At 52.3% G+C, this 24,753-nt stretch carries 22 protein-coding genes; 17 read left to right on the forward strand and 5 right to left on the reverse strand.

Annotated elements, in window-relative coordinates; genetic code table 11:
• Positions 1-84 precede the first annotated feature (84 nt).
• Positions 85-582, reverse strand: coding sequence for an acyloxyacyl hydrolase (locus NOG12_RS08665; RefSeq protein WP_313933005.1), 498 nt, complete (start codon positions 580-582; stop codon positions 85-87).
• A gap of 385 nt (positions 583-967) precedes the next feature.
• On the opposite strand from NOG12_RS08665, the gene NOG12_RS08670 reads away from it, so the two are divergent.
• Complete coding sequence (locus tag NOG12_RS08670; protein WP_313933006.1) at positions 968-3,643, forward strand: Ig-like domain-containing protein; 2,676 nt, start codon at positions 968-970, stop codon at positions 3,641-3,643.
• 98 nt (positions 3,644-3,741) lie between these two features.
• Here NOG12_RS08670 and msrA read toward each other — a convergent pair whose 3' ends face one another.
• Positions 3,742-4,275, reverse strand: coding sequence for a peptide-methionine (S)-S-oxide reductase MsrA (msrA, locus tag NOG12_RS08675; RefSeq protein ID WP_313933007.1), 534 nt, complete (start codon positions 4,273-4,275; stop codon positions 3,742-3,744).
• 204 nt (positions 4,276-4,479) lie between these two features.
• On the reverse strand, positions 4,480-4,938 hold the full coding sequence (locus NOG12_RS08680) for a hypothetical protein (protein ID WP_313933008.1): 459 nt from the start codon (positions 4,936-4,938) through the stop codon (positions 4,480-4,482).
• Positions 4,939-5,058: 120 nt separating this feature from the next.
• Between NOG12_RS08680 and NOG12_RS08685 the strand changes: the two genes are divergently transcribed.
• The 3 genes from NOG12_RS08685 (at position 5,059) to NOG12_RS08695 (ending at position 7,628) form a co-directional block, all read left to right on the forward strand.
• Positions 5,059-5,409 carry a PepSY domain-containing protein gene (locus tag NOG12_RS08685; protein WP_313933009.1) on the forward strand — a complete coding sequence of 117 codons (351 nt, stop codon included), beginning with the start codon at positions 5,059-5,061 and terminating at the stop codon, positions 5,407-5,409.
• Positions 5,410-5,488: 79 nt separating this feature from the next.
• Positions 5,489-6,157, forward strand: coding sequence for a winged helix-turn-helix domain-containing protein (locus tag NOG12_RS08690; protein ID WP_110076507.1), 669 nt, complete (start codon positions 5,489-5,491; stop codon positions 6,155-6,157).
• A gap of 1 nt (position 6,158) precedes the next feature.
• Entirely contained in the window at positions 6,159-7,628 is a 1,470-nt protein-coding gene (locus NOG12_RS08695) for an ATP-binding protein (RefSeq protein WP_313933010.1), read from the forward strand.
• Between the two features lie 68 nt (positions 7,629-7,696).
• On the opposite strand, the gene NOG12_RS08700 is transcribed toward NOG12_RS08695, so the two are convergent.
• The gene (locus NOG12_RS08700) at positions 7,697-8,314 is read right to left on the reverse strand and encodes an outer membrane beta-barrel protein (protein ID WP_313933011.1); all 618 of its coding nucleotides are present in this window, start codon (positions 8,312-8,314) and stop codon (positions 7,697-7,699) included.
• A 396-nt stretch (positions 8,315-8,710) separates the two neighbouring features.
• Here NOG12_RS08700 and ndk point away from each other — a divergent pair, with 396 nt between their 5' ends.
• From ndk to NOG12_RS08750, 10 genes are all read left to right on the forward strand, one after another.
• Positions 8,711-9,142 carry a nucleoside-diphosphate kinase gene (gene ndk, locus NOG12_RS08705; protein ID WP_153826856.1) on the forward strand — a complete coding sequence of 144 codons (432 nt, stop codon included), beginning with the start codon at positions 8,711-8,713 and terminating at the stop codon, positions 9,140-9,142.
• A gap of 149 nt (positions 9,143-9,291) precedes the next feature.
• A complete protein-coding gene (gene rlmN, locus NOG12_RS08710; RefSeq protein WP_110076511.1) occupies positions 9,292-10,425 on the forward strand; it encodes a dual-specificity RNA methyltransferase RlmN in 1,134 nt (377 codons plus the stop codon).
• Positions 10,426-10,503: 78 nt separating this feature from the next.
• Positions 10,504-11,283 carry a type IV pilus biogenesis/stability protein PilW gene (pilW, locus tag NOG12_RS08715; protein ID WP_313933012.1) on the forward strand — a complete coding sequence of 260 codons (780 nt, stop codon included), beginning with the start codon at positions 10,504-10,506 and terminating at the stop codon, positions 11,281-11,283.
• Positions 11,284-11,292: 9 nt separating this feature from the next.
• Entirely contained in the window at positions 11,293-12,726 is a 1,434-nt protein-coding gene (locus NOG12_RS08720; RefSeq protein ID WP_313933013.1) for a RodZ domain-containing protein, read from the forward strand.
• Positions 12,727-12,832: 106 nt separating this feature from the next.
• Entirely contained in the window at positions 12,833-13,954 is a 1,122-nt protein-coding gene (gene ispG, locus NOG12_RS08725) for a flavodoxin-dependent (E)-4-hydroxy-3-methylbut-2-enyl-diphosphate synthase (protein WP_110076514.1), read from the forward strand.
• 59 nt (positions 13,955-14,013) lie between these two features.
• Entirely contained in the window at positions 14,014-15,285 is a 1,272-nt protein-coding gene (gene hisS, locus NOG12_RS08730; RefSeq protein ID WP_313933014.1) for a histidine--tRNA ligase, read from the forward strand.
• A gap of 2 nt (positions 15,286-15,287) precedes the next feature.
• Entirely contained in the window at positions 15,288-15,896 is a 609-nt protein-coding gene (locus NOG12_RS08735; RefSeq protein ID WP_153826851.1) for a YfgM family protein, read from the forward strand.
• A complete protein-coding gene (gene bamB, locus NOG12_RS08740; protein WP_313933015.1) occupies positions 15,893-17,086 on the forward strand; it encodes an outer membrane protein assembly factor BamB in 1,194 nt (397 codons plus the stop codon). The genes NOG12_RS08735 and bamB overlap by 4 nt, the downstream gene beginning before the upstream one ends.
• 6 nt (positions 17,087-17,092) lie before the next feature.
• Positions 17,093-18,688 carry a ribosome biogenesis GTPase Der gene (gene der, locus NOG12_RS08745; RefSeq protein ID WP_153826849.1) on the forward strand — a complete coding sequence of 532 codons (1,596 nt, stop codon included), beginning with the start codon at positions 17,093-17,095 and terminating at the stop codon, positions 18,686-18,688.
• A gap of 9 nt (positions 18,689-18,697) precedes the next feature.
• The gene (locus NOG12_RS08750; protein WP_110076519.1) at positions 18,698-19,069 is read left to right on the forward strand and encodes an RNA-binding S4 domain-containing protein; all 372 of its coding nucleotides are present in this window, start codon (positions 18,698-18,700) and stop codon (positions 19,067-19,069) included.
• Positions 19,070-19,096: 27 nt separating this feature from the next.
• Here NOG12_RS08750 and hslO read toward each other — a convergent pair whose 3' ends face one another.
• Entirely contained in the window at positions 19,097-19,930 is an 834-nt protein-coding gene (gene hslO, locus NOG12_RS08755) for an Hsp33 family molecular chaperone HslO (RefSeq protein WP_110076550.1), read from the reverse strand.
• Between the two features lie 151 nt (positions 19,931-20,081).
• Here hslO and gspC point away from each other — a divergent pair, with 151 nt between their 5' ends.
• Genes gspC through gspE form a run of 3 tightly spaced genes read left to right on the forward strand, consistent with a single transcriptional unit; the run spans position 20,082 to position 24,752 of the window.
• On the forward strand, positions 20,082-21,032 hold the full coding sequence (gene gspC / locus NOG12_RS08760; RefSeq protein WP_313933016.1) for a type II secretion system protein GspC: 951 nt from the start codon (positions 20,082-20,084) through the stop codon (positions 21,030-21,032).
• A complete protein-coding gene (gene gspD / locus NOG12_RS08765) occupies positions 21,032-23,197 on the forward strand; it encodes a type II secretion system secretin GspD (protein WP_313933017.1) in 2,166 nt (721 codons plus the stop codon). Before gspC ends, gspD begins: the two co-directional genes overlap by 1 nt.
• The gene (gspE, locus tag NOG12_RS08770; RefSeq protein WP_313933018.1) at positions 23,190-24,752 is read left to right on the forward strand and encodes a type II secretion system ATPase GspE; all 1,563 of its coding nucleotides are present in this window, start codon (positions 23,190-23,192) and stop codon (positions 24,750-24,752) included. The genes gspD and gspE overlap by 8 nt, the downstream gene beginning before the upstream one ends.
• Position 24,753: the final 1 nt, after the last annotated feature.

Below are 24,753 nucleotides of genomic sequence, written 5' to 3' on the forward strand. Positions count from 1 at the left end.
GGCACTGGCGCCGCTCATAGTATGCTTGAATAGGTTCGATACCATGGGCGGCGTTATCTTTGTAGGGCTGCAAGCACCAGCAAGCTACAACGGCACATGCCAGCTGAGCACCCATAAGTCTAAGCCATCATTGGGTTTCGCCAAATCCGCTTGCGAATAATGAGAGTAGCCCAAACTTACCCGGGCTTTAGATTCTTGGTTGTATTCCCAACTTAAACCAATCCGATCTTCAAATTGGAATGAAATTGAAAGCTCACGGCCCGCCAACTGCTGCTCATCAAATAGCGACACGCCAATGCCAGCTTCTAGATACAGTGGCTGTTTCCAATCGGTTAATCGCCATTGCAATACCGGGCTGAAGGTGAGGGCATTGATGCGCTCGCTTGATTCTTGCGTGTTTTTCCAACTGTTGATGGCTGCCTCATAGTGAACCCGAGGCGACCCTATCGCAGCTAACCAGCTGGCTGGCAACGGCTGCCAAGCATCAGTCCAGCGGTAACCGAGACGTAAGCCATCAATATCGCTGGCTGAATAACTGACTGCCGCATGTAGCTCATCGGCATAACTTTTGGGAAGGATCATAGTACTGGCAAAGACCGCCAACAAAAGTAGACTATATAGAATTTTTCTTGTTTTATTCATGAGGTTAAATTCTTCATAACAGACAATGACAGCAAGGACTAAGAATGCCTCTATTTTACATACATTCGTGTATGTATGTAAGTGTTCAAGCTCATGAAAAGATCGATTGAAGAGTTCGAGAAAACCGACAGGTTTGCTTGTTTTTTAATCAGCTTCGATAAAATCAATCACTTAGTGAAGATGGCAAATGTCGCTATAACTAGCAGCAAAACTGGATTTACTACGCGGTATATAATTATTTGTAATTAATTAGTTTACAGCTTGTTAACATGGCTACATAGTAAGCAACGAACAACAGTTATTAATCCAGCAATAGGAATGCAAAATGAAAAAAAACAATCAATTCGCACTATCGCTTATCTGTATCTCACTGCTTACCGCCTGTGGCGGCAGTAGTAGCGATGATGTCGATCCACCCATTCTTGAAGAGCAAGGCCCCTTTACTCTGGCCGGCAGCGTGAGTGGACTTAACGGCGAACTAGGCGTTACCGCCGCTGATGAGACCCTGACCATAAGCGCCGACGGAAGCTTCGAATTCACCAACGAATTCGATAGTGGTGACACAGTAGCGGTCGAGCTAAGCGCCATTCCTACCTTGCAATCGTGCAGCATTACCTCAGCTAGCAGCTTTACTTTCGCCAACGCTGATATTGATGACTTAACCATCGAATGCCGAGATCTTGAGCTGTACACCCCGGCCGATGATAGTGCCAGCACCAGTAACGATACGGCCGTTACCATCGATGTGTTAGCAAACGATAGCAGCGAACTGGACGTGGCGTTAGCAATCACCAGCGTGACCGAGCCTGAGCATGGCACCGCTGAAATTGTCGACAACAAAATCGTCTATACCCCAGATGCAGGTTTTGCTGGCACCGATACCTTCACCTACACAGGTACCGACGGTGAGGCCGAAGGCACCGGCAGCGTTACTGTGATTGTTGCGCAAACGGTTGCCATTGCAGGTCGCGCTATTGACTCGCCGATTGCCAATGCCACCATCACCTTAACCGTGGGTGAGCAAACGTTCACCACCACAGCCGATGCCGATGGTTATTTCAGCTTAGATTTAGAACTGTTGGATTTAAGCAGCGATGCCGTACTTAAAATCACTGCCACCGGCGCCGGTGAGCAAGAGTACGTCACTTTGAACTCGCGGTTAACCACAGTGGCTGAACTCCTGGCGCTCGCAGGAGATGACCGCGTGTTGTCGGCGGAAGAATCAAGCAACGTGGTGATCACCCACGTCACCACTGCCATCAACCAGCAATTAGAAGTATTGGCGCAGGATGCTCCGATCACAGCGGCTAATTTCAATGAGTTGCTGATGCAACTTGATGGTTACTTAACCATGGAGATGGCAGCACTGATTAAACTCTTAGTCGATGACGAAAATTATAGTTTGCCGGAAGGTTTCACGAGTATCGCTGACTTTTTAAACGATGCCGATGCCTACAATATGTTGTTGGCACAGGCCGATGCCGCCGGTGATTTACAAGCCATGATTGCTGCCACTGCAGCCGATAGCGAATTAGTACCAGCCCTTGATCCGACTGAGCTTGCTGGTGCTTACATGCTGTTCTTCGATTACCACCGTTATAATGCTCACCAAAACTATGTCAGCTACTCTATTGATGAAGACGGCGCGCTCTTTAGACAGGGCTTTTATGATGGTGAGTCAGAGCATGTGCCTTTTGTCAATGGTAAGTGGCTTGGTCCGTTGCAAACAACAGCCCGATTCATCCCATTAAACTCCTTTGTGAATAATTATGGCCATCTTTATGATGCTGATTTACTAGCAAAATTTGTAGCCAGCCAAGAAGGCTCAACCACCGCTGGCAGTGTGCCATTAACTGTGAGTAGTTATCTAGAAGCGATGCCGTTAAGTGTGGTGGGTGCGAGTCTGACTATCTATGAATCGTATGAACTCGAGTTGGCACCTATTCCGTTTGAATACGAAGGTGAGCAATTAGAACTACCTGCGGTATCACCCGAGGGGAGTGCATACACCAACACCTACACGCGAGCTGAAAGTTTGATTAAAGATCTCACGTTTGATCTATCAGCGCCAACGGAATATGCCTACTACGGTGAGTTTTACGCTTACAATAACTTGACGTTTGATGGTTTGCCCGACGATGTGTATTACTTTACCCGCATGGCTTATAGTTTTTACCCCACGTCTGAATTTAGCGGTACTTTTGATCGCGACGTGATCGAAGGTGGTAGCTACGAGTTAAGCCCAGACAAAACGAAGTTAACGCTCACGTATAACGATCCAAACATGAATTACTACGCTGAAGATTTGTATCTGTTAGACGACCAAGAGCATGCGCAAATTGTGCTTACCAAGCGTCATCTTAAAAACGGCGGCGAGTTATGGAATACCAACAATATGCCTAGCATCGATCACAGCTTGGATACCACCAACATGATTGCCGATAAGACCATCTGGGATGGCGTTAATGGCGAGGGTACGTTAACGCCATTAACCGCTCGCATTGGTGGTGGTGGCTATCGATACAGCAGCGATGGTAACTATTATATCGTCGATATTGAGTGTGATGAAGTCGCACCGGGTGGTGATATGTGGGACGACTGCCTCTCGGCTAGCATCGAGCCACGTAGCTTACCATCTGGGAACTGGGAAGATGTTGATGGCAATAGTATTTTAGTTGGTAAGAGCTGCTATCAAGACCAATGTGGTGGTAGCTTCCGTCGATTTGTGGCGAGCTACGATAATGGTGTGATGGCGCTGCTATCAAGTAGTAAGTTCCCGTACGGTACTGGTCCTTACAATATTTACGTTGAGCCAGGCAAAATGTACTTTATGGCAGGTGGAATGACTTATTACAAAGCCAGCGAAACCGGTGAAGAACCGGTACCGGTTGATGCAGCTAGCTTGATTGAAGTGCCAACCGCAGCCTATCAGCGCAGCTCAAGCTGGACGCCAGACCCGCTGCGCTTAACCAAGCCGTTTGCTGAAGTAACTGAGAAATAAAGGCTTGGAAAACAACTAGGAAGATAGGTTGGAAAGCAAAAAGGGCTTACCCATCGGGTAAGCCCTTTTTTATTAACTGCAAATATTAACCGCAAATATTAGCCGTCAAGTTTCTCAGCAAAAGTCCGCTTAAACTTCGCCAACTTAGGATGTACCACTGCTTGGCAGTAGGCATTTTCAGGATTACGTTCCACGTAGTTGTCGTGATATTCTTCGGCCGGCCAGAATTTTTCCAGCGGCTCAACGGTGGTCACAATAGGCGCATCCCAGGTTTGCTCGCGCTCCATTTCCGCAATGATTTCTTGCGCCAAACGCTGCTGCTCATCGGTCTGATAGAAAATCGAGGTACGATACTGGCTGCCAATATCGTTACCTTGACGGTTGACCTGAGTGGGGTCATGCAGTGCAAAAAAGATCTCATAAATCTCGCGCACGCTCAGCGAGGTCGGCTCAAAAGTGATTTGTACCACCTCAGCGTGGCCGGTATCGCCCTTGCAGACTTCTTCGTAGGTAGGTTCGGCTTTATGGCCGCCGGCATAACCCGACTGCACCTTTAATACCCCACGTACTTGCTTGAAGGCGCCTTCGAGGCACCAAAAACAACCGCCGCCTAACGTAATTTGTTGCGTCATAACTTGTAAACTCCGTCGCAAAAGAACGAAAAGACATCCTGCGAATAGACGTCTAGATGCCTGTATTGGATGGTGTTACTTTACGCCTGCAGCCATAGTTTGTAAAGCCTCTGATCAAGCCACTGCAACAAAAACGAGCGACCACACGCACGTGGCCACCCGTTTGTTATCGTTGCTGTTATCGTTGCAGAGGGGGGGCGTTAGTTACAGCTCGCGGATATGAAAACGCAGCTCTAGTTCACGACCGTTGGCGTTGTCACCTTCAATCTCAATACGACCGCTATCATCAATTGAGATCTCTTCAAACACCGCCATGCCTTGACTATTCGCCTGTTGCATCACTTGTTCAACTTGTGTCAAGGTCAGGCCCCACGGCTGTACGATCTTGCTTTCTTTGCGCTCGTGCTTCACTTCAGCTGCGGCCCCTGCGCCCTGAAACGTCACTTCGGCAAAACAGTTATCGGCTAGCCAACCTTCCACTTCCAGTTGCGGGCGATGATCATCCCACTCCAGCTCATTAACATGGGTATAGCCGTAATTCTTAAGCGCTTGCAACTGCTCCATTTGGCTGTTGGCGGTAACCGCTGAGTTAGCTGCAACTACGGCAGTTGTGCCCATTAGTAATACGGCTGCTAAACTTACTACCAAGCTTTTGTTTGACATAGTCGGTACTCCTTTGTTGATGTTGCAGCTATCTTATCAGCCTATCAATGAGCCTAGTATGAACCACTCGTTCATGTTTGGTTCATGTTCGTGAACCGTTTTTCGGGTAAGCTTAGCGCCATGAACAAGTTATCTTATCTCATCTTTGTCACCAGTCTTAGTTGGGGCCTGCAAGCGGCTCTGGCTGCGCCCGCCGGCGTCTGGCCCGACAACAAGCAACAGCAACGTTTGTACCAACAAGTGCAAGCGGGCGAAGTGGTGTCGTTAGAAGTGATCTTGGCGTATTTACGCGAGCGCTATGACGGCGAAATCGTGGAGATAGAATTAGAAGACGATGATGGTATGCTCGTCTACGAGATAGAGATGATCGGCCCCCAAGGGCAACGGGCCGAGTTTGAATTTGCCGCCCGTACCGGCGAGCTAATGAGCGTAGAAGGGCGTCAGTTAAAAGCCATGAGCAAACAGCCATGAGTTATCGGCCATGAATGATGGGCCATGAATGATGGGCTAGGAACCATCAGCTAGGAACCATCGGTTATGAGTAACTTGCATGAAAATTTTGATTGTTGAAGACGATATCAAATTAGCGCAAAACCTCACCAAGGTGCTGACCGAGGCCGGCTATAACGTCGACCATGCCGGTACCGGCGCCGCGGCTGACTATTTGTTAAGCACTGAAGTGTTTGATTTGCTGATCTTAGATTTGGGCCTCCCCGACGGCCAAGGCAGCGATTGGTTACAACGCTGGCGTCAAGCTGGCATTGGCATAGTTACGCTGATCTTAACCGCGCGCGGCACGTGGGCCGATAAAGCTAGCGGCTTTAATGCTGGCGCTGATGACTACCTGGTGAAACCTTTTGCGGTGGCGGAATTATTAATGCGCGTTAAGGCGCTTATCCGCCGCAGTTACGGCCAAGCTCACCCACATTTAACCGTTGGTGAGGTGGTCTTCGACACCCTCACCAATCAGCTCAGCAAGCAGGGCATGCCGGTTAAGCTTACCGCACAAGAAACCAAGCTGATCAGCTACTTAATGCATGCCAGCGGTCGTATCGTAAGTCGCACCGAGTTACACGACCACGTGTACGACCGCGACGAAGAGCCGGACTCCAATGTTATCGATGTTCAAGTCGCCCGGCTACGCAAAAAACTCGGCCGCGATTTTATCGAAACCATTCGTGGCCAAGGCTATCGCGTGCAAGCCCCAGCGGTTGATTAACATGGCAAAAGCGACTCGCACGGTACCACCCATCAGCATACGTCAGCGCACGATAATCGCTGGCCTGGTGTTGCTGTTGGTAGCTCTGCCTAGCGCTGGATGGGCCCTCAGTCATGCCTTCGAACGCTCAGTTACCGCCTCGTTTGATGCTCGCCTCACGGCTTGGCAGAACGTGCTGGTGGCTGCCTTAGAAGTGAACGCCATGGGCGAATTAGAAGTTCAAGATAAGTTAGGTGACCATCGCTTTCATGAGATTTATTCGGGGTGGTATTGGCAGATCAGCAGTGCCGAACAAACCCTCGCGCTGTCGCGATCGCTGTGGGACCAACGCTTGCAACCGAGCGTAGATGGCGTTGTGAATAACTTGATCTTGCGCCCCGGCATTGGCCCGCAGCAGCAAGCCTTACGCGTGTCTGAACGAGATTATTTGCTCGCTCAGCTCGAACAGCCGATTCATGTGATGGTGGGCGGCCCCGTGGCCGAAATCGACCGCGAAGTCGCTGCCTTTAACCAAGTGTTGTGGCTCGCGCTAGCCGGCCTAGCCGCCGTCTTACTACTATTTCTCGCCGTCCAACTGCGCTGGGTACTCGCCCCCCTCGCCAGCCTCAGCCACCAACTGCAGCGGCTCCGCCATGGAGGAACTTGCGGACCCAGCTCCGGAGCTGGGTCCGCAAGTCCCTCATCGCGGCTCGATAGCGCCGCTCTAAGCAGTGAGCTCAAGCCGTTAGCTGAGGCACTTAACGACGTGCTTGAGCGCGATGAAAAGCTGCTTGAACATAGCCGTGCCGCCGCTGCGAATTTGGCCCATAGCCTCAAAACGCCGTTGGCGGTGATGCAAAGCCAACTAGCCGAACTACCGCCGCAGCTTGCTGCTGAATTCACTCGAGAAATCCACCGCATGGACCAAGTGGTACAGCACCATTTAGCGCGCGCAGCCGCAGTAGGTACTCACCAGCTCGCGGCTCATGCGAATCTGCAAGCAGCGCTACAGCCGATCCTCGCAGCCATCGCCAGCATGGCCAAGCAGCGCCAACGCAAGTTCAGTTACAGCCAGCTTGACCAGCCGCAGTTAGCCGCCATCGCCGTACCCGTAGCAGCACCGGATTTACAAGAAATTGTCGGCAACCTGTTAGAAAATGCCTTGAAATATTCCCATCAGCAACTGAGTTTCAGCGCAACTATCTCTACCACCACCACCGCTGCCACAGTCACTGGCAACGTTAAAGGCGTGGCTGATGCCACGGCAGCACCACCAACGCTGTTGCTACAAATCGATGATGATGGCCCGGGCATGACCAACGAGCAGTGCCAGCAAGCTTTAGCAAGAGGCAAACGTCATGACATGTCGGTGCAGGGTAGTGGAATTGGCTTAACGGTTGCGGCCGAGCTGGCGCATTTGTATGGCGTGGAGATGCAGTTGGGACCTAGCCACCTCGGTGGCTTACAAGTACAGTTGCGTTTCAACTTATAACTGAGCTTAAACTTAAAACTGCGGCCGTCGTGCTGACGACCGCAACCGGCAGAGAACATCAAACCCAATTAAAAATGATAGCTGAAACCGACTTGCGCCAAAGCACTGTCGGAATTAACAAAGGTGTAGCCGAGCTCCACCGCCCAGCGTTGATTCACATAGTAGCGCCCAAGCAAACGCAAATTTTGGTCTCCGGCGCCGAGATCCACATGGCCAAAGCGCGCATCAAGCTCTAACTGCTGATTCACCCGATGTCGCACGCCAACATTGAGTTCGTAGCCAGACTCGGTCACCGCCCCGATAGCATCGGCTTGGTCACCCCAATCAATCCGCCCCTGAATAAAGCCAAAGCCGCCATAAATCACGGTGTTCTGACGGTAACTGTGGGCGTATCCCAAGCCCGCATTAAGGGTCGTCATCGAGGCGTCATCCAGACTCTCGCGGTCCGCATTCAGGTAGCCAAACCAAGCATCGGTCAACATAAAAGATGCGCCCACAATAGCGCCGTTGGCCCAGTCATCGCCCCATTTACCACTGGCAAAACCGGCACTCAGAAAATCAAACGAGGGAGCAGGTGGCGGCGCCGGTCGATAACCGTAACTACGTGCCTGCGCAGTGCCGCTGGCCAGCCCTTGCAAAGCCAAAGCCAGCGCTCCAACCACCAAAACTCGTCCTAAACCATGCATAGATAACATCCTTATTCTAATGATAAAAAGTGCAGGTGTAAGTGACTAACTAGCCCTAATGTCCGCCAAACTGCGCCGGTAATTGGCGCAAACCACCTACAACCGTAAGCGCCCCAGTAGCGTAAATTCAGCCGCAACAAGCAGCCAATCACCCAGTTTCACCCATCACCAAACAATCCCCATCAGCAACCACATCCCGCCACTGCCGTGCTTTTTGCACTCAGCCGTGAATTACCGATGAGCTATTTTACCACCTCCTCTTGAAAGACTTGCGGACCCAGCTCCGGAGCTGGGTCCGCAAGTTCCTCCCGCACTAGCCGCGCCAGCGGCGTTCATGTATAATCCGCGCGACTAAAATTTTGACCCTTTAACTTTTAAACTTGATTGGAGAAAATCATGGCTTTAGAGCGCACTTTATCAATTATCAAGCCAGACGCTGTTGGCAAAAACGTCATCGGCGCTATCTACAACCGTTTCGAAACTGCTGGTTTCCGTATCGTTGCAGCTAAAATGATGCACCTGAGCACTGAGCAAGCAGAAGGCTTCTACGCTGAACACAAAGAGCGTCCTTTCTTCCGCGCGTTGGTAGATTTCATGACCTCTGGCCCAATCATGGTGCAAGTACTTGAAGGCGACAACGCGGTTAAACGTCACCGCGATATCATGGGTGCTACCAACCCAGCTGACGCACTGGCAGGTACCTTGCGCGCAGACTATGCTGTATCTATCGATGAGAACGCAGTACACGGTTCTGACGCAGTAGAATCAGCAGCACGTGAAATCGCGTACTTCTTCAGCGACGAAGAAATCTGCGCTCGTACTCGTTAATAGTAAGAGCGTTAATCGTTATTCGTACGCTTCGCTGTTCGTCCGCGCTTTGCGCTGTTCGCGAATAGCGTAGCGGACGAACAGTGAACGCAGTGACCGTACGAACCACGAATTACGAATACCCAATATCGCACTAAGGTTTTAATTAAATGAATGCAGTTGATAAAAAAGTGAATTTGCTCGATTTGAACCGCGCCGCAATGCGTGAGTTCTTTCAAGAATTGGGCGAAAAACCATTTCGCGCTGATCAGGTGATGAAGTGGTTGTATCATTTCTGCATTGATGATTTTGACCGAATGACCAACCTTAACAAGGCGTTGCGCGAAAAGCTTAAGCAAGTTGCCGAGGTGCGTGCCCCTGAAGTGCGGCTGCAGCAGCAGTCTGCCGATGGCACCATCAAGTTCGCAATGACCTTGTTTGATGGCCAAGACGTGGAGACGGTTTGGATCCCAGATCGTGACCGCGCCACTTTGTGCGTGAGTTCGCAGGTAGGTTGTGCGCTGGAATGTACTTTCTGCTCAACGGCTCAGCAAGGGTTCAACCGGAACTTGCGCGTGGCCGAAATCATTGGCCAGGTGTGGCGGGTGAACAAACTGCTAGGAGCCTTTGGCGATACTGGCGTGAAAGCCGTGACGAACGTGGTGATGATGGGCATGGGCGAGCCCTTGCTCAACCTGACCAATGTGGTGCCAGCCATGGATCTGATGCTCGACGACAACGCTTTTGGCTTGTCCAAACGTCGCGTCACCCTGAGTACCTCGGGCGTGGTGCCGGCTTTATATAAGCTCAAAGAGCAAATCGACGTGGCCTTGGCGATTTCTTTGCATGCGCCCAACGATGAGCTGCGTAACGAAATCGTACCCATCAATAAAAAGTACAATATTCAAGAGTTTTTAAAAGCTAGCCGCGATTACATCGACGGCTCTAAAGCCAATAAAAACATCACCATCGAATACGTGATGCTCGACCACATCAACGATTCGATGGAACAGGCCGCGGAACTTGCCGAGTTATTGAAAGATACCCCGAGCAAGATCAACCTGATCCCATTTAACCCATTCCCGGGCTCTGATTACGGGCGCTCCAGCAACTCACGCATTGACCGTTTTGCTAAAGTGCTGATGGAAAAAGGCTACATCGTCGTCGTCCGTCGTACTCGTGGCGATGATATTGATGCCGCATGCGGCCAGTTAGTGGGCGATGTGATTGACCGCACCAAACGGATTCTGAAAAAGCAGCAAGCCCAACGCGGTGGCGATGGCATCGATGTCAAGGCGCTGTAAATAAGCCCGCGACCGTGCGCTGTTGCTTGACCTGAAAGGTAATCGGGTTAAGATAGCTGTCTTTACGGGGGAATTTACATGCGCACACAGCTGTACACACTGCTTATCGCGATCGTCAGCCTGGCCTTGGCCAGTGGTTGCGTGAGTCAGCGAACCCTAGACGGCAAATCGCAGCCGGCTCAACAATTTGACGCGCAAGAAGCGGCGCAAACACGCTTAGCTCTTGGTCTGCAGTATTTGCGCAGCGGCAACTTTGAACAAGCCAAAGCCAATTTAGAGCGCGCCCTTAGCTATACCCCTGATAATCCAGATGTTTATACGGGCCTTGCGTTCTACTACCAACAGGTGCGAGATCCCCAGCAAGCCGAATCCTATTACCGCCAAGCACTCAAACTGCAACCTACCGATGGTAATAATTACAACAACCTAGGCGTGTTACTCTGTAACCAAGGGCGCTTTGCCGAAGCTGAACAGCAATTTCAGCGGGCTATCGACCAGCCTGGCTACGTTAAAGTTGCAGGAACATATGAGAACTTAGCGCGCTGTGCTAATCTAGCTGGGCAGTGGCAATTAGCCGACCAATATTATCAATTAGCGCTGAATCATAGTGGCGGCAGCGTCGCCATGTTAGAAAGCTATGCGACCTTTTTATTAGCTCAGGGCAATTACCCCAAAGCTGCCGAGGTTATCGCGCAACGCGCTGATTTTCCTCAGCTTTCAGCAAGTTATTTATGGCTAGAAGTGCAATTAGCTCACGCTCAAAGAAACCATAACAAACGCGATGAGTTTGGCGCGCTCTTGTTGTCGCGTTTTCCGCGGTCGGACCAAGCGCGCAATTATCAACAACTTAATAAGTAGTGGCACCGCATGACAAATAAGCAATCGAAATCAAATCACTCCAAGCCACAAACCGACGACATCTTTGCCGCCGAGCACAAGGATGCTAACGCCGACGCTAGCACCGCCGCTGGCCAAAAAGCAGCTCAAGAACGCGGCCAAGAAGCCGGGCAAGAAACCGGGCAAGAAGCCGGGCAAGAAACCGGGCAAGAGCACAGCCAAGAAGCCGGTCAAGAAACCGAGTCTCAAAGCAGCAGCGAAGCAGCCTACAGCGGTGAAACCGCCGGACAAATCCTGCGTGCCGCCCGCGAAGCCAAAGGCCTTAGCGAACAACAAGTAGCCGACAGCTTACGCTTGCGCTTAATTGTCATCAAAACCATCGAAGCCGATGATTTTGAAAAACTCGGCACCGCCACCTACGTACGCGGCTATTTACGCTCCATCAGCAAAGCCCTCGACGTCGACTCCGCCAAAGTCTTTGCCGCCTACCAAGCCCAAGGCTTTGGCGAAGCACCCGCGGCTGAGCTGAAAATGCAAAGCTTCTCGCGCCGCAAAGTCCGCGAGCGCAATGACAGCCGCCTGATGCTGATCAGCTACATCATCATCGCACTTGTGATTGCCATGGCCGTAGCTTGGTGGTGGCAAGATTCCCAGAACAACGACAGCGACGCCCAAGTTGAGCCTCGCAGCGAAGTCACCGAAACCAACAGCCCCGAAGGCAACGCCCGCCGTGCCACCACAGTCCCGCTGGACACAGGTAGCACCGCCAACGGCACCACCACTGGCAACAACACCGATGGCAGCAACAGCAGCAGCGGTGGAAACACCGAAACTAGCGGCAACGCAGGTAGCAGCACCGGCGGCACCACTGTTGGAAGCACCAGCGGAAACGCCAGCGATACTACTAGCGGCAGCAGCGGTGGAAATACCAGCGGTAGTAACAGCGACAGCAACGGCGGAAATACCAGCGATACTACTAGCGGCAACAACGGTGAAAGCACTAGCGGTAACACAGCTAGCAGTACCGGCGGAAGCACTGGCGATAGCAACAGCGATACTACTAGCGGCAACACGGGTGGTGACACAGGTGGCAACACCACTGGCACCTCTGCTGGAAACACCAGCGGTAGTAACAGCGATAGCACCAGCGGCACCACAGGTAGCAGCACAGGCACCACAGGTAGCAATACCGGCAGCTCCGGCAACACCGGTAGCAACACCGCAGGCCAAGATTCCTTAGTCTTAGAATTCAGCCAGCGCTGTTGGGTGAAAGTAACCGAAGCCGGCGGCAACGACATCGCTATCGGCGTCAAAGAACCCGGCTATCGCATGCCACTTACCGGCAATGCGCCGTTCGACTTGATTTTGTGTAAACCCGAAGCGGTCACCATAACCTATAACGATGCGCCCGTAGATCTAAGCAACTACCGCCGCAATCGCAGCGTTACCATGACCATCGAATAACCACCAACAGCGATCAGCTAGGAGCCGGCAGCCCTAATATCCAATATCCAACAGCTAACATCGCTCTTGTATTTAACTATCGAATTTGAACTCAAATAGGTAACCCATGCATCACAATCCAATAAAACGTCGACCATCACGCCGTATCTACGTTGGCAACGTGCCTATTGGTGACGGCGCCCCGATTGCAGTTCAGAGCATGACCAACACCGAGACCACCGATGTGGCAGCAACGGTGAAGCAAATTCAGGCCATCGCTAATGCTGGTGCTGATTTGGTGCGGGTTAGTGTGCCCACCATGGATGCTGCTGAAGCCTTTAAGTTAATCAAGCAACAAAGCCCCATTCCGCTGGTGGCAGATATCCATTTTGATTACCGCATTGCGCTCAAAGTAGCGGAGTACGGTGTCGATTGTTTGCGCATTAACCCAGGCAACATTGGTAACGAAGAGCGTATTCGAGCAGTGGTTGATGCAGCGCGCGACCGCGGCATTCCTATTCGCATTGGGGTGAATGGTGGCTCGCTGGAAAAAGAAATTCAAGAAAAGTACGGTGAACCCACTCCGGCCGCTTTGGTTGAATCAGCCATGCGCCACGTGGACATTTTAGATCGGCTGAATTTTCAAGACTTTAAAGTAAGTGTGAAAGCGTCAGACGTGTTCCTAGCGGTAGAAAGTTATCGCTTATTGGCCAAGCAAATCGAGCAGCCATTACACCTGGGTATCACCGAGGCGGGCGGCTTGCGCAGTGGCTCGGTGAAGTCATCTATTGGCTTGGGCATGCTGCTCGCCGAAGGTATCGGCGATACCTTACGGATCAGCTTAGCAGCAGACCCCGTAGAAGAAGTGAAAGTGGGCTTTGATATTTTGAAGTCGCTGCGTATTCGTAGCCGTGGCATTAATTTTATCGCGTGCCCGAGCTGCTCACGGCAGGAATTTGACGTGATAGCAACGGTGAACGCCCTTGAGCAACGGCTAGAAGACATTACCACGCCGATGGACGTGTCCATCATTGGCTGCGTGGTGAATGGGCCGGGCGAAGCACTGATCTCACACGTGGGCTTGGCCGGCGCCAAGAATAAGAGTGGTTTTTACCTCAATGGCGAGCGCCAAAAAGAACGTTTAGATAACAATAACTTAGTCGACAGATTGGAGCAACATATTCGGTCTGAAGTGGAACGCCAGCAAAAACGAGCGGCGGCCGAACAGATTCCCGTGAAGCAAGGCTAAAGCTAGGGTATACTAGGCGCCATTTTTTATCTGTTTACGACGAAAGCGAAAGAATAACCGTGGCTAAAAACATACAAGCAATTCGGGGCATGAACGACATTTTGCCCAGCCAATCGCCTGCTTGGCAGTACGTAGAAGGCGTATTGCGACAAGTGGCGGCGCAGTATTCGTATCAAGAGATTCGTATGCCGGTACTCGAAAGTACCGACCTATTTAAGCGCTCAATTGGCGAAGTTACCGACATCGTAGAAAAAGAAATGTACACCTTCGATGACCGCAACGGCGATAGCCTCACGTTACGGCCAGAAGGCACGGCCAGCTGCGTCCGCGCGGGTAACGAGCATGGTTTGCTTTACAACCAAACCCAGCGGCTGTGGTATTTAGGCCCGATGTTTAGACATGAGCGTCCGCAGAAAGGCCGCTATCGCCAGTTTCACCAGTTTGGTATTGAAGCGTTTGGCATGGAAGGCCCAGACATTGATGCTGAAATCATCTTGTTGTCGGCGCGTCTGTGGCAATTGTTTGGCATTGCGGATCAAGTAGAGCTGCAACTTAACTCATTAGCCTCCAACGAAGCACGTGCTCGCTACCGCGAAGCCTTGCGCGAATTTTTGCGCGCTCACGAAGAGCACCTCGACGAAGATTCTAAGCGTCGCTTGGACACCAACGTGTTACGGGTATTGGATTCTAAGTCACCAGAAACTCAAGCTATTTTGGCCAACGCGCCACGCTTATCCGAGTACTGGGATGACGAATCACGCGCGCACTTTGACGGTTTATGCCAGCGCTTAGATGCTGCCGGCGTTAACTACAGCTTGAACGAGCGCCTGGTACGCGGGCTGGATTACTACAACCGCACTGTGTTTGAGTGGGTCACCACCGAACTAGGCGCGCAAGGCACCGTGTGTGCCGGCGGTCGCTACGATGGCTTAGTTGAACAGCTTGGTGGTAAAGCAACCCCAGCTGTGGGCTTTGCGATGGGCATGGAGCGCTTGGTGTTATTACTGGAATCACAAGGTAAGATCCCACCAGCTGCCAGCATTGATGTGTACGTGATGGGCGCTACCGAAACTGGGGAACTTAACGCCCCAGCCGTTGCCGAAACCATTCGTAACCTGCAGCCGCAACTGATGGTACAACTGCACAGCGGCGCGCAGAACATGAAGAAGAAGTTAGCCAAAGCGGACAAATCTGGAGCAACCTTTGCGCTAGTAGTACGCGATAACGATTATGAATTAAAGCATTTGCGTAACCGTGATGCCGAGCCGGTCACCGCCGCCGCCATCCCGGAGTTATTGGGTGAAATGCAAAAGAGCTACCAACGAGGTTAAACATGGAAACTGAAGAACAACAAGTCGAACAAATCAAACAGTTTTGGAAAGATCACGGTAAAGGCATCGTTGCTGGCTTAGTGATTGGTTTTGCACTGTTTTACGGATGGCGCTATTACGATGCGCAAACCATCGCCAAGCAAGAGCAGCAATCGAGCGACTATGCTCAAATCGTTGCTAAGCTTACCGCGGAAGATGAGCAAGCCTCGGTAGCGGCACAAGAATTTATGAGCGCCAACAGCGGCAGCACCTACGCCCATTTGGCGGCGTTAGAGCTAGCTGGTGCCGCAGCTAAACAAGGCGATTTAGCTACCGCAGTAAGCGCGTTGCAAAGCGTGCGCGACCAAGCCAAAGGTGCCTTGAAAGCGGTTGCTGATATCCGTCAGGCGCGCTTATTGTTCGCCCAAGAGCAATATGACGCAGCTTTAGCAGCCGTGCAAGCCGCAGAAACTATGGAAGGTTTTCAGGCCATCGCAGCTGAAATTAAAGGGGATGTGTTGCAAGCCAAAGGCGATTTAGCCGGCGCGCGTGCAGCCTATCAAGCAGCAGTAGCGGCTAATCCGAACAGCTTGGCTGATTTAAAACTTAAAAGCATTCCGGCGGCATCATGAAATTAGCAGTAACAGCAAAACTCACCGCAGTAGCCTTGGCTGGTTTAGTGCTAGCAGGGTGCTCGATATTTGACGACGAAGAACCTACCTATAAGTTCTTGCAGCCGTTTGATCAGCAAGTGCAGCCACGGGTAGTGTGGGACGAGTCGGTAGGTAGTGGCGTGGGCGAGTACTTCTCGCACCTAAACCCAGTGACCGATGCTGAACGTATTTTTGCCGCCGACCGCGAAGGCGTCGTAGCCGCATTAAATAAAGCTAACGGCCAAACCATTTGGCAAGTAAACCTGCTGGATATGTTAGGTTTAGAAAGCGGTGGTTTTTGGAGCAGCGGCGAACCAGTTCGAATCAGCGGCGGTTTAACCTTTGCCGAAGGGCGCTTGTACCTAGCCAGTGAGAATGGCGATGTGGTGGTGCTAAATGCCGATAACGGCGAGCTGATTTGGCATGCCCAAGTACAAAGCGAAATCTTAGCCGACCCAGCCGTGGGCGACGGTTTGGTGGTTGTCAAAGGCGCTACTGGTGAAGTGATTGCGCTTGATGCAGAAACCGGCGAGCAGGTGTGGGACATGGTCACTGAATCGCCAGCCTTGAGTCTTCGTGGCACGGCCGCACCAGTTATGACCGCAGGCGGGGTGTTTGTTGGCACCGCGACCGGTAAGTTGATGGTGATTATCGCTGAAAACGGCCAACCGGCCTGGGAAGCGCGCTTAGCGGTACCTAAAGGCAATACCGAATTGCAGCGCATGGTCGATTTAGACTCGGCCGCAGTGGTATCGGGTGGCTTAGCGTATAACGTAGCCTATAACGGCCAATTAGCAGCCATCGAATTGCGCAGCGGCCGTACCGTGTGGACGCGCGAATACTCGTCGTTCCAAAACCTAATCATGGCGGGTGGCCGATTATTCTTAACTGACCATGAAGACACCGTCAGCTCGGTGAACACTGATGGCGGCGTAGAGATCTGGTCGAACACCGATTATACCGGCCGTGGCTTAACCGCACCGGTGCGCTTTGGCAATTACATTGTGGTGGGTGACAGCTTAGGTTACCTGCACTTTTTAGATATATTAAGCGGTGACACCGTGGGCCGCTTAGAAGTAGGCGAAGGCGTTTATGTGGCGCCGGTAGCCGATGGCGATACCTTGTATTTACAATTACGCGACGGCACGTTACTCGCGGTAAGGATTTAAACCTATATGTTACCCGTAGTGGCCCTGGTCGGGCGCCCCAATGTGGGCAAATCAACCCTGTTTAATCGTTTAACCCGCACGCGTGATGCGCTAGTGGCGGACTTTCCTGGGCTAACGCGTGATCGCAAATACGGCCAGGCGAACTACGACGGGTACCAATTTATTGTGGTGGACACCGCGGGTGTGCACGGCGACGAAGAAGGCATCGATGCGGAGATGGCGGCGCAATCCTTGCGGGCCATCGACGAAGCCGACGTGGTGCTATTTATGGTGGATGCTCGCGATGGTATCACAGCCGCCGATATGGGCATTGCCGCACACTTGCGTCGCATTGGCAAACAGGCCTACGTGGTTGCTAATAAAATCGACGGTATCGACGCTAACGCGGCGCGGGCGGATTTCTACGAGCTAGGCCTAGGCGAAGTGCACGGCATTGCTGCGGCTCATGGCCGCGGCGTAGAGGCCTTGCTACAAGGCTGCTTTGACCCGTTATTAGAAGCCTACCCCGAGGTGAAAATTCCGGTTGCTGCCAGTGGCGAAGCGGTCGATATCGACGCTGAAGGTAATCTGATTGATGCCGAAGGCGCCGTGGTTGAGCCCGACGAAGATGGCAATATTTATGACCCGGAAGGCAACATCGTGGATGCCGACGGCCATATTATTGACCACGAAGGCAATATTATCGGCCAGCTGGGTACTCGTGATCACGACGAAATTGATTACGATGCGCTACCGCTGAAACTCGCCATTGTCGGTCGGCCTAACGTGGGTAAATCGACCCTAACCAACCGTATTCTTGGTGAAGAACGGGTGGTGGTGTATGACATGCCAGGCACCACACGCGATTCGGTGTATATTCCGATGGAGCGCGATGGTCGCCAATACATTTTGATTGATACCGCCGGTGTACGTCGCCGTGGCCGCATTGATGAAACCGTAGAAAAATTCTCGGTCATCAAAACCCTGCAAGCCATCGAAGACGCCAACGTGGTGATTGCGGTGATGGATGCGCGCGAAACCGTTTCAGATCAAGACCTGAACCTGATTGGCTTTGCCTTAAATGCCGGTCGTTCGATCGTGATTGCGGTGAACAAATGGGATGGCCTCTCGAACGATCAGCGCGAAGAAATCAAACGCGAGCTAGACCGTCGCTTAGGCTTTGTTGATTTTGCGCGAGTGCATTTTATCTCAGCACTGCATGGCAGCGGCGTCGGCAACTTGTTTGAGTCGGTACTAGAAGCTTACGCCTCGGCGTCAGCGCGCGTAGGTACAGCAAAACTTACCCGTATTCTAGAAGCCGCTGTCGATGACCATCAGCCGCCGTTGGTGAGCGGACGTCGGGTGAAACTCAAGTACGCCCACGCCGGTGGATACAACCCACCGCGTATAATCGTACACGGCAACCAAGTGGATCACCTGCCTAACTCGTACAAGCGTTATCTGATGAACTACTTTCGCAAGAGCTTAGCGGTGATGGGTACCCCCATCAAGGTGGAGTTTAAAGAGTCGGTAAACCCGTTTGCCGGCCGCAAGAATAAACTCACCATGACCCAAATGCGCAAACGTAAGCGCTTGATGAAGTTTATTAAAAAGAGAAAGTAGGTGTAGCCTATGGTGCGCATCGACAAATGGTTATGGGCAGCGCGGTTTTACAAAACCCGCTCGCTAGCACGCCAAATGGTGCAATCCGGTAAAGTATCGGTAGATGGCCAGAAGTGTAAGCCAGCCAAAATGGTCAACGTGGGGCAGCTGATCAAAGCCCCGCGCGGCCATGATCTATTTGAAGTTGAAGTGTTAGGTCTGAGCGAAAACCGCCTCAGCGCTCCGCTGGCCCAAGAGCTTTACCGAGAAACCCCAGCCAGCATCGAGCGGCGCGAAAAAGAAGCCGAGCTGCGCAAAATGAATGCGCTTTATAATCCGCACCCCGACCACAAACCCGACAAAAAAGAACGCCGCCAATTGCTGAAGTTCAAACAGCAATAACAGCGGCGTTGTTATGTTCGGCGGCACTTAGCCCACTAAATCGGCTTCACTAAACACATATTGTGCGTTGCAATATTCGCAGGTCATCACGATTTCGCCATCTTGCGTTAAAATCTCATGCAGCTCGCTTGGCTCTACCGTGGCTAACGCCTCTAGCGTACGCTCACGCGAACAACCACACTCAAAACTAACCGGCATCGGCGGATACACTTCTACTTGTTCTTCATGATACAAGCGGTGCAGTACTTCAGTGCCAGGCAAACTGTAGAGTTCGGCAGCGGTCATGGTGGCAGTAAGATGTTGCAAGTGCTCAAACCCAGTCAAATCTTTGCCAGCCGCCGGCATCACCTGCAATAGCATCCCTGCTGCGTGCTCGCCATCGGCGTGCAACCACAAACGCGTGTTTAGCTGCTCAGATTGCATAAAATAGTTTTCAATAATTTCCGCAATGCTATCGCCATCGCCGCTCACCACCCCTTGATAGCGCTCGCCCTCAAGTGGGGTTAGGGTAATCACCATCACCGCTTTGCCCAACAATTCACGCAGCCCGGTCTGCTCATCGCTGATGGCTTCACGTACGCGGGCGATACCGCGTAGTTGCTGATGATGCGAACCATTCACCGCCAAAAAGTTAATCGGGCCATCGCCTTGCAGCTGCAACGCAATATGGCCTTCAAACTTCAAGGTCGCCGTTAACAGCGAGGTGGCCGCCATCAATTCGCCTAACAGGCGTTGTACTGGCGCCGCATAATCATGTCCTTGTAGCATCCGCTGGTAGCTACTGGTAAGCTGCACTAATTCGCCGCGCACATCTTGGTCAATAAAGGTGTAGCGTAACAGCTGATCGGTTGGGTAATTCATAGGTTCATCCACAACAGTAATATTAATGTAAGAAGTTGTAGGCATTATACCAGATTACGCAATTTTGATCTGTTCACTTGGCGCAGAGCAAGCTAGAATGACCTAACCATGCAGATGTCACAAAATTATAACGAAAGCGCATTAATCATCCATGCAGATACAGAATAATCAAGCCGTTGCCCTGTTGCAGCGTTACGGCAACAGCCTTATTACCGCCGTATGTGCCGTCGTTGCCGTGTGGTTTGCCGCCCAGCTCACCTGGCAGCTGATCACACCTCGCGCGGAGGTGCCAACCGGCCCGATTCGCCAACCAGCCAGTGCCAATAGCAACGTTGCGCCAAGCATCAGTGGCCTCGTGCGGCTGCAATTATTTGGCAGCGCCGAGGTCAAACAACAGCAACAAGTGGCCGCTCAGAACGCTCCCAAAACCACCTTGAATGTACGCTTGCTGGGGGTGTCGGCATCTTCCAACCCAGCCCGTTCGGCCGCCATCATTGAACGTACCGGTAAACAAGAAGTCTATGTGGTGGGCGAAAAACTATCGGGCACGCAGGTGGGTATTCACGAAATTTACGCCGACCGCGTGATCTTAGATAACAACGGTCGCTTAGAAACCTTAGAGCTAGAAGGCATAGGTGAGTTAAGCGAAGGCTTATCGCTGACCATGGCGAACATGCAGCGTAACAACAATCAAGCCGGCGCCAACGTTGCGGCCGGGCCCGTCGCCGGTGGCTTACCGCCTACGGCAACCGACCGCGGCGTGCCCGCCACCGACCCAGGCCTACAGCTTGAAGGCGCCGCCCAAGCCAAAGCGCAAGCCTTGCTTACTTTTATTCGGATAGCGCCGGTGCGCGAAGGTAGCGGCTTAAAAGGCTATCGCCTCTCGCCCGGAGCCAACCCCGCGCTGTTTAACCAAGCCGGGTTTAAAAGCGGCGATTTAGCCGTGGCCATCAATGGCCAAGATTTAACCAACATCGCCACCGCCATCAAACTAACTAATGAGTTGGCGACCATGACCGCTGCCACTGTCACCGTGGTGCGCGGCACTGAATACATCGACTTGCGATTAGATATCAATGATTTACCGCAAGGTGAAGAGTAATGAAAGGAACCCGTATGCGTAAAACCTCACTTTCGGTCGCTATCGCCTTGGGCCTCGCGCTCGGCGCTGCCTACACCGCTCCTGAGCAAGCCTTCGCGCAAGCTGCACGGCAGGCTCAAGATAAACCGGTGGAATATACGGCCAGCTTTAAAAACACCGAAATCACTGAGTTTATTCAGGTGGTGGGTCGTAACCTCGGCAAAACCATCATCATCGATCCTGACGTGCGCGGCCGCATTGATGTGCGTAGCTACGATGTCATGACCGAATCGCAATACTGGCAGTTCTTTTTGAATATCTTAGAAGTGCACGGTTTTGCAACGGTCACCATGGAATCCGGCGTGATTAAAGTGATGCGCGACAAAGACGCACGCAACGGTGCCATTCCGGTAGTCGACGATAACTCGTTAGGTGGCGATACCTTGATCACCCGTGTGGTACCGGTGCAAAACGTGGCCGTACGAGAGCTAGCGCCATTATTGCGGTTGCTGAACGACCAAGCCGGCGGCGGCAACGTGGTCAACTACGATTCATCGAACGTGCTGATCATTACTGGCCGCAGCGAAACCGTGCAGCGTATTGTGGAGATTGTTGAGCGCGTCGACCGTGCCGGAAACCAAGACGTTGAAGTGATTAAACTCGAGTACGCGTCGGCCTCAGAGGTGGTGCGGATTGCCTCGGCTTTGTTTGAAAAAGCCAACGATGGTTCGCCTGCATTGTTGATTCCTAAAATCGTTGCCGACGAACGTACCAACAGCGTGGTGGTTAGTGGTGAGCCGCGCGCCCGCGAGCGGGTAGTCAAACTCATCAACCAGCTCGATCAAGATTTGAAAACCGAAGGTAACACCCGCGTCTATTACCTGAAATATGCTAAGGCACCAGATTTAGTAGAGGTCCTGCAAGGCGTTAGCCAAAGCTTACAAGCAGAAAAAGCCGCCTCGGGTGGTGGCACAGTGCCGGCAGCCGCCGCGCGCCGCACCGGTGGCAGCAGCGCCGAAATCAGTATCAGCGCTCACGAAGCCAGCAACTCGTTGGTCATTACCGCTGCGCCTGATTTGCTGACTAGCCTAGAAAGCGTGATTCGGCAGTTGGATATTCGCCGCGCCCAAGTGCATGTAGAAGCCATTATCGTAGAAATCATGGAAGGCGATGGTATCGATTTAGGCCTGCAATGGATTAGCGAAGACGGCGGCATGGTGCAGTACAACAACGGTCGGCAAGCGCCTATCGGTCAGCTCGCTTTGGGTGCTTACATGGCGCGCGAGCGTGAAGGAACCACCACCACCCAGATAGACAATGCCGGCAACCCGTTAACCACCAGTCAGCCGGATACTCCCGGCGATGCCTCGTTGTTAGCGCAGGTGTTAGGTAACGTGAACGGCATGATGGTTGGCGTATTGCGTAACGATTGGGGCGCCATCATTCAAGCGGTGAGCAGCAATACCAACTCGAACATCTTGGCCACGCCCAGCATCATGACCTTGGATAACGAAGAAGCCTCGTTTTTGGTGGGCCAATCGGTACCTACTATTACCGGCTCAACCACCGGCTCTAATAACGACAATCCGTTTCAGACAGTAGAGCGTGAAGACGTAGGTATTAAGCTTAAAGTCACCCCACAAATCAACGAAGGTAACGCCGTACAATTGGTGATTGAGCAGGAAGTGTCCAGCATCAGTGGGGCTACCAGCGTCGATATCATTGTCAACAAACGTGAGCTGAGCACCGTGGTGATGGCTGAAGACGGCGAAACCATCGTGCTGGGCGGCCTGATTGACGAAGACGTGCAAGAGTCCGTCTCCAAAGTGCCATTGCTCGGTGATATTCCTTGGTTGGGCAACCTCTTTAAGAGCACCTCAACCACCCGTCAAAAACGTAACCTGATGGTATTTTTACGGCCCCGCATTGTGCGCGATAGTGGCGTAGCAAGCCAGATCTCTAGCCGTAAATACAACTTTATTCGGGCCCAGCAATTGCAGCGCGACGAAGAGGGCATCGCCTTGATGCCACTCACCTCACAGCCGCGCCTGCCAGCATACAATGATGAGCTGATCTTGCCACCGAACTGGGAGCAGGGGTTGGAGGAGGGGGTCAGCCCCACCTCTGGAGCCAGGTCCGGAGCTGGGTCTGCAAGTTCTTCCACAGAAGGTAACAACAATGACTGATATCGCTGATGTTGCCGCGCAAGTGGCACCGAAGCGGTTGCCGTTTGCGTTTGCGAAGCGTCACGGAGTGATAGTGGCCATGCCGGCGTCCGCGCCTGACAATACTGATGTAGCCGCCGATGAATCCACCGAGGTCACGAGTAAGCCGGTGGTGCATGCGCGCCAGGGCGTTAGCCCCCACACCTTGCTTGAAGTACGGCGGGTGCTCGGGCGTAGCTTTGCCATTGAGTATCACCCTAACGACGAGTTTGAGGCCATCCTCACCCAAGCCTATCAGCGTGATTCGTCTGAAGCGAAACAGCTGATGGAAGACATAGGTAACGAAAGCAACCTGTTCTCGTTAGCCGATGAGCTACCGCAAACCGAAGACTTATTAGAAAGCGAAGACGATGCGCCCATCATCAAGCTTATCAACGCCATGTTGTCTGAGGCGATTAAAGAAGGCGCTTCAGATATCCATATCGAAACCTTTGAAAAAGAACTGTTGGTGCGCTTTCGGATAGACGGCGTACTGCGCGAAATCATTCGTCCCAATCGCAAGTTAAGCTCGCTGTTGGTGTCACGCATCAAGGTCATGGCGCAGCTGGATATCGCAGAAAAGCGGGTGCCACAAGATGGCCGTATTAGCTTGCTGATTGCCGGCCGTGCCGTAGATGTGCGGGTATCCACCATGCCATCTAACCATGGTGAGCGGGTGGTACTGCGCTTGCTCGACAAAAACAATGCGCGTTTGAACCTCGAACAACTAGGCATGACCGAAGCCAATCGCAAGGTCTTTTCGCAGTTGATCAACAAGCCACACGGCATCATTTTGGTGACCGGCCCCACCGGCTCGGGTAAATCCACCACCTTGTACGCCGGTTTGATGGAAATTAATTCGCGCGACCGAAATATTTTGACCGTTGAAGACCCGATTGAATATTCCATCGAAGGCATCGGCCAAATGCAGGTAAACGCCAAAGTTGATATGACCTTTGCCCGTGGTTTGCGCGCTATCTTGCGGCAAGACCCAGACGTGGTGATGGTGGGTGAGATCCGCGACGTAGAAACCGCGCAAATTGGTGTACAGGCCTCGTTAACTGGGCACTTGGTACTCTCTACGTTGCACACCAACACCGCCGCCGGCGCTATTTCGCGGCTAGAAGACATGGGCGTGGAGCCCTTCTTGCTGTCGTCGTCGTTACTGGCGGTATTGGCGCAGCGCTTGGTGCGTACCCTGTGCGACGATTGCAAAGAAGCCTACGAAGCCAGCCCAGACGAACTGGCTTACGTGGCTGATGCCTTTGATATCAAAAAGAAAAAAGGCGCAACCTTGTACCGTGCCGTGGGCTGCGACAAGTGTAATCACACCGGCTATCGCGGCCGTACCGGTATCCATGAGCTGTTGGTGGTGGACGAGAAAGTCCGTGAACTTATCCACAGCGGACATGGTGAACAAGCTATCGAAAAATATGCCCGCAAACACGCTCCCAGCATCCGCGATGACGGCTTAGCTAAGGTGCAGCAAGGCCGCACCACCTTAGAAGAAGTGTTGCGGGTAACGCGCGAGGAGTAGG

The sequence above is a fragment of the Pseudidiomarina fusca genome (genome assembly GCF_032227045.1).
Classification (GTDB): Bacteria; Pseudomonadota; Gammaproteobacteria; order Enterobacterales; family Alteromonadaceae; genus Pseudidiomarina; species Pseudidiomarina fusca.